Consider the following 5,704-nt stretch of genomic DNA (forward strand, 5'->3'; position numbering starts at 1 on the left):
CGGCACCACCGACGGAAACACCATGACCTGGACCGTAGGTGCCACCTCGGGCATATCCACAGCATCATGGTTCGGAAGCTACCAGGGCATCAGTCCGCGCTGGGTCAACCAGAACATCACGATCAACGGAAAGTACTATGCCGMCGTCGACGGCGCCGATATTGCCGGCGGCCAATGGGGGCACCTCATGGATGCGGCGCAGCAGTTCCCCGCCGCGCCGTTTGCCCTGCCGCCGGCGTCCATGCTGGGGTGATGAAGGCCCAGGCTGCCGGAAGACTGGGCGTATATCCGTCGGTGATGCCCGATGCCTCAGGCATCGGGGCGGCCCTGCAAGKCCGGCTTGGTCGGAAACAGCGGGCGGCAGGTAGTACACACATCGCCCGCATCCTTGCCGGCAACSGGCGATACGGCCGTCCGCTCGAGTCCGAGCCGCTCCCGCAAAGCCCAGCCCAACAGGGCAAATGACAGGAGCGCGAAAGCCGGCTGGATCACCCCTGCCAACACTGCAGGTAGCGCGCCGGTGAACAGATGCGCGGCCAGGCTTCCCTCCCCGGTGGACGTGGACAGCACCAGTCCCGTGAGACCGACCAAAGGCCAACGTGTGTCACAGACGGTCGCCTCGGCCCCGATGGGTGCGCTGATGTAGCTGCCCACCACCAGTCCGGCCAGGAGCGAACCGGCCCCGACGATCACAACAGACCACCACGGGGCACCCGCTGCTGTCAGCATGCCATTCGTTGACACCACAACGGCAGCGGCGGCGGCACCGGCGATGCCCGCCGTGGCCACCCGTGACCGCTGCCAACCGCGAAGCTGGCGCCAGTCAGCGCCCAGGGACTCCAGCCACGCAGGCGCCCTTMCGCGGCCACCGTCGGCCGGAAATTCTTCGTCGGTTTTGCTGTTCGCATCCATGACCGTTCCTAGCGGTGCCCGGGCTGCGGGGTCGCCGAGCCCGGCCGGGCACGCAGCGCGGTCCAGATAACCACGACAGCCACCAGGGCTATCGCGAGGAAACCGAGGCCGGAGTAGCCCATCGATACAAGGACCGGGCCGGCCAGGGCGCCCCCTATGGCACCGGCGCCATTCATGCTCAAATCCGAGATGCCTTGGACGGCGGGCCGGTCCTGCAGGTCGACCGATTCGGCCACCATCGCCGAACCCGCCACCACCGAAGCCGACCATCCGAGTCCCAACAGGACGAGGCTGACCGTGACGGCGGTGCGGGAGTCGGCCGCAACACCGGCGATGAGCAGGGAAGCTAACAGCATGGACTGGCCCAGCAGCACAACRGGCAACCTGCCGGCTTTGTCCGCCAACCAGCCGAACACGGGGGAGAGGGCGTACATTCCCGCGATGTGCAGGCTAATGGTGAAGCCCACGATTGTCAGGCTCGCTCCGTGTTCGCGGAGGTGAACCGGTGTCATGGACATCAGTGCCACCATCGTGGCGTGGCTGAGTGCGACGGCGGCCACCGCGTATCGCGCCCTCGGGTTGCTGCGCAGTATCAGTGTGCCGCTCCGCGGACGGGGTGCCGCGACGCTGTGGTCACGCATCGACATCGCCGCCAGCAGCGGGTCGGGCCGCAGCCCGGCCAGGTATACGAGGGCGGCGGCGAGCTGGGCGGCCATTGAGAAGGCGAAGGCGCCGGTCAGTGGCGGCAGGCCGATGGCCGCTCCAACGGCTTCGCCGGGCCCGAAGAGGTTGGGGCCAAGGACCGCACCGATGGTGGTGGACCAGACAACGAGCGAGAGATCCCGTGCCCTAGTGCATGGCCGGGCGAGGTCAGTGGCGGCAAACCTGGCCTGCAGGTTGACCGCTGATCCCGCCCCGAGCAGCATCAAACCGAGTAGCAGCAGGGGAAAGCTCGGAACCGACGCCGACGCGATGGCAATGACTGCGCCGGTTCCGGCGATGAGCGCGCCGGCGGATAGTGATCGGCGCCGTCCCCGGGCGACAGCGAGCCGGGCCAAGGGAACGGCAGCCACGGCTGCCCCGAGGGTACTCATGGTGGCGGCCAAGCCGGACCACGCTGACGATCCGGAAAGCTGTGTCGCCAGCAGCGAGCCGAGCGACAACGTCGCGCCCATGCCGATGCCGCCGAGGATCTGGCCGCTGACCAGGACAGAGACTACTTTGCGTTGCGGCGGGACACCGACGGCGGGGCTKGACGGAGGTGCGAGGAGCTGTGGTCCGCTGGACCCGGGAGATAGCGGCATTGCGACAGTCTTTCAGATACCCCTACGGGTATGCAATTGTGTGGGGATTGGGTTGGCAACACATACCCCCAGGGGTATGATCGAGAGGTACCCAACCTACTGGAGGAGTCGAAATGTGCAGTCCCGTCCGTTGCAATAAATGTGGAAAGGCTACCTGGGCCGGTTGCGGCGAGCATGTCGAATCGGTCATGGCCGACGTCCCGCCGGAGCAGCGCTGCACCTGCGGCTGAGCCGGCGGCGCCGGACGTGCCCTGGAGGGACGCCCTAGTGKCCTCCCGCCGGGAGTCCGGGGTCGTCAGCGAAGGCCACTAAAATCTCAGGGGCTGTTGTCAGCGAGTTGTGCACGGTGCAGTGCGAGGCGACGGCGAGCAGGGCATCGCGCCGCTCAACGGGAATGTTGGCGKGGACGGTGAGGMGCACCTCGATCTGGGCGACGCGTGCGGGGCGTGAGCCCATGCGGAAGTCCGCCTCCACGGCCAGGCCTTCGGTGGGCAGGTCGTGTCGGTTGAGGTAGCGGCGGGCGTAGAATGCGACACAGCTTGCGAGGCTCGCGATGAACAGTTCCGTCGGCGTGGGGCCGGTGTCCTCCCCGCCATCGCTGACCGGCTGGTCGACCCTGATGACGTGACCGCGGACGGTGATGTCGAAGCGGTCGCCGCCCCGGTGCGCGACATGTACCGGCTGGGTATCGCCGGATGCCCGCCTGACGGCCGGCATCGTGCTGCCGGGGGCGGTGGTGACTGGTTCGCTCATGCGGGCCTCTCGATCCGTCGGTTGGTGACTATTCCCGGAGAACCCCGCACCGGGGTTGGGGGCGCTTGATCCCTACGACGCCGGGGCGGCTGCCATTTTCGCCCTGACCTCGTCCATGTCCAGGTCCTTGATGGCGGTGATGAGMTGTTCCAGCCCGGCCGCGTTCATTGCCCCGGGCTGCGAGAAGACGAGGATCMCGTCCCTAAAGGCCATGAGGGTGGGGATCGAGGTGATACGGGCGGCGGCGGAGAGGCCGGGCTCGGCCTCGGTGTCCACCTTCGCGAAGACGACGTCCGTGTGGTTGTCCGATGCCTTACTGAAGGTGGKGGCAAACATCCGGCACGGGCCGCACCAGGCCGCCCAGAAGTCCACCAGAACGATGCCGTTGCCGGTGATGGTGTCGTTGAAGTCTTTTTCGGAAATGTCGATGGTTGCCATGGCAAAATACTATACCCCCGGGGGTATTTTGGCAAGCCTCGGCCGCCGGTTTGCATTTATACCCCCGGGGGTATCATGATGGAGGAGGAAGGATGCCCGCCCCGGCTCCCGGACAGCATGAAAGGACACCAGCATGGAGAGCATTTCAGTAAACGACCTGGCAGCACTCGGGCCGGAGGTATCCATCATCGACGTCCGGGAAGAGGAAGAGTACTCGGAGGCGTCCGTCCCGGGTACCAAAAATATTCCGCTCTCGCGTTTCCATCAGTCCATCGGCGACGTCCCGATCGGACGGACCGTTTATGTGATGTGCGCTTCCGGGGGCCGCAGTTCCCGCGCCACGGCGCACCTCAGCGCGGAAGGCTACGACGCGGTGAACGTCATGGGCGGAATCACCGAGTGGTACCGCAACGGGCATCCKGTCAACTTCCAGACCGGAGGCAAGTAAGCATGTCCTCCACCGCCAGTCTCCCGCAGCACCAACCCGGCAGGGACTCCGGCAGAAACCGCACCATCAACCGTCTCAAGCGGGCCCAGGGCCAGCTCGCCGCACTGATTGCCGCCGTCGAAGCCGGGGCTGACTGCCGCAACGTCGTCACCCAGTTGACGGCCGTCCGCGGAGCGCTGGACAAAGCCGGATTCGAACTGATCTCGACGGCGATGCGCGACTGCCTCACAGAGCCAGCAGACGTCTTCTCGGCAGGTGGCACACAGTCCGGGCTGCCGGGYCAGAAGGCCACGCTCGAGGAAATCCGCGCGCTCTTCCTGCGCCTGACCTAGTACGGCGTAAGCCTCAGTCCCGGGAATCCCCCAAAGTCCCCATTTTCGCAGCACCACAGCCCCGTCCTACCGAAAGGTCCAGCACATGGAAATCACCCCACAGCAGCTCGCAGAACAGCTCAAGAGCGGCAGCGATGCCCAGATTGTGGACGTCCGCGAACCAGCTGAAATCGCTGAAGGCATGATMCCCGGTGCCCGGCACATTGCCCTTGGCGAACTGGCCGGCCGCCTCAGCGACCTGGAMAAGGCCCGCCCGGTCATCGCAGTGTGCCGCAGTKGACGCCGGAGTGCGGTAGCCGCGGACCAGCTGTCAGCGGCAGGTTACACGGCCTACACCGTGCCCGGCGGAATGCTTGATTGGACGGCCGCGGGCTTCCCGACCGCCTGATCCCACCAGACTGCCCGGGCGGCATGCCCCCACATGCAGCCCGGGCTTCCATTTGCCCGGACCGTGTCCCTGACATGGCGAACCGGGCGGTGGAGGATGGTTACCCGCGAGCGCKGGGCCACCACAAGAAATGCTCCAAGATATACCGAAAGAGATCATGACTTCCTTGAACAAAACCAATGCCCTTAACACCGCTCCCAAATCCATCGATGCCTCGACCCTGAAGGCTTGGGAAGACAACCACGATGATCTGATGATCATCGACGTGCGCAGCGGCGCTGAGTTCGATGCCATGCACATCAATGGCTCATACCATGTGCCGCTGGCCATGCTGAGCGAACACACCGAAGAGTTCGCGGCCAAGATGGGCACCCGCGTGGTCCTCGTCTGCCAGTCCGGCAACCGGGCCGAGCAGGCCCGCAAGCACCTGGACTCTGTCGGCCTGGCCAGTGCCAGTGTCCTGTCCGGCGGGGTGCCCGCCTACGAAGCGGCCGGCGGAAACGTTGTCCGCGGCCGTGGCGCCTGGGCCCTGGAGCGCCAGGTCCGGATGACCGCCGGCTCCCTTGTCCTTGCCGGCGTGCTCGGCAGCAAGTTCATCTCGCCCAAACTCGGCCTGATTGCCGKCGGCATCGGTGCCGGCCTGACGTTCTCCGCGGCCACTAACAGCTGTGCCATGGGTCAGATGCTCTCCAAGATGCCGTGGAACCGCTCCGCGAACGAGCCCACCGCGCACCAGGCCCTCAAGAACCTGGACGCCCGGGCATGATCATCTCCGCGGCRGCGTTCGGGCTGATCGTCGGTGGCCTGTTGGGCCTGGTCGGAGGCGGCGGATCCATCCTAGCCGTGCCCGCACTGGTCTATGGCGTGGGGCTGCCGCTTGCGGCGGCAATCCCGACGTCGCTGGTCGTCGTCGGCGCTTCCTCCGCCGTCGCGGTGCTGCCCCGGCTGCGGGCCGGCGTCAACTGGCGCCTGGCGCTGATCATCGGTGCGGCAGGAACCGTGACGGCGTACCTTGGCGCGGCAGTGAACCGGCTCCTGGACCCGAAGATTCTGTTGCTGGCTTTTGCCGCGATCATGGTCTTCGCCGGCATCCGGATGCTGATGCCGTCCAAGTCCGTCGGCGGCGCGT

At 66.3% G+C, this 5,704-nt stretch carries 9 protein-coding genes and 1 pseudogene; 6 read left to right on the plus strand and 4 right to left on the minus strand.

Annotation, left to right across the window (positions count from 1 at the left end):
• Positions 1–253: pseudogene (locus AC1DBQ_RS21020) on the plus strand (transglycosylase domain-containing protein); the annotation flags it as partial.
• A 56-nt stretch (positions 254–309) separates the two neighbouring features.
• Here AC1DBQ_RS21020 and AC1DBQ_RS21025 read toward each other — a convergent pair.
• The 4 genes from AC1DBQ_RS21025 to AC1DBQ_RS21040 form a co-directional block, all read right to left on the minus strand.
• The gene (locus AC1DBQ_RS21025; protein WP_476930357.1) at positions 310–912 is read right to left on the minus strand and encodes a hypothetical protein; all 603 of its coding nucleotides are present in this window, start codon (positions 910–912) and stop codon (positions 310–312) included.
• An 8-nt stretch (positions 913–920) separates the two neighbouring features.
• The gene (locus AC1DBQ_RS21030; protein ID WP_476930358.1) at positions 921–2,216 is read right to left on the minus strand and encodes an MFS transporter; all 1,296 of its coding nucleotides are present in this window, start codon (positions 2,214–2,216) and stop codon (positions 921–923) included.
• Between the two features lie 264 nt (positions 2,217–2,480).
• Positions 2,481–2,969, minus strand: coding sequence for an OsmC family protein (locus tag AC1DBQ_RS21035; protein WP_476930359.1), 489 nt, complete (start codon positions 2,967–2,969; stop codon positions 2,481–2,483).
• 72 nt (positions 2,970–3,041) lie between these two features.
• Complete coding sequence (locus tag AC1DBQ_RS21040; RefSeq protein ID WP_476930360.1) at positions 3,042–3,407, minus strand: thioredoxin family protein; 366 nt, start codon at positions 3,405–3,407, stop codon at positions 3,042–3,044.
• A gap of 133 nt (positions 3,408–3,540) precedes the next feature.
• Here AC1DBQ_RS21040 and AC1DBQ_RS21045 point away from each other — a divergent pair, with 133 nt between their 5' ends.
• The 5 genes from AC1DBQ_RS21045 to AC1DBQ_RS21065 form a co-directional block, all read left to right on the plus strand.
• On the plus strand, positions 3,541–3,855 hold the full coding sequence (locus AC1DBQ_RS21045; RefSeq protein WP_476930361.1) for a rhodanese-like domain-containing protein: 315 nt from the start codon (positions 3,541–3,543) through the stop codon (positions 3,853–3,855).
• A 2-nt stretch (positions 3,856–3,857) separates the two neighbouring features.
• The gene (locus AC1DBQ_RS21050) at positions 3,858–4,187 is read left to right on the plus strand and encodes a metal-sensitive transcriptional regulator (protein ID WP_476930362.1); all 330 of its coding nucleotides are present in this window, start codon (positions 3,858–3,860) and stop codon (positions 4,185–4,187) included.
• A gap of 85 nt (positions 4,188–4,272) precedes the next feature.
• Entirely contained in the window at positions 4,273–4,575 is a 303-nt protein-coding gene (locus AC1DBQ_RS21055) for a rhodanese-like domain-containing protein (RefSeq protein ID WP_476930363.1), read from the plus strand.
• A 157-nt stretch (positions 4,576–4,732) separates the two neighbouring features.
• Positions 4,733–5,341, plus strand: a complete 609-nt coding sequence (locus tag AC1DBQ_RS21060; RefSeq protein ID WP_476930364.1) for a rhodanese-like domain-containing protein — start codon at positions 4,733–4,735, stop codon at positions 5,339–5,341.
• Positions 5,338–5,704, plus strand: a 367-nt coding sequence (locus AC1DBQ_RS21065; protein WP_476930365.1) for a TSUP family transporter, incomplete at its 3' end; no start/stop codon positions are given. The genes AC1DBQ_RS21060 and AC1DBQ_RS21065, both read left to right, overlap by 4 nt.

The sequence above is a fragment of the Arthrobacter sp. 10T413_2 genome (genome assembly GCF_056394205.1).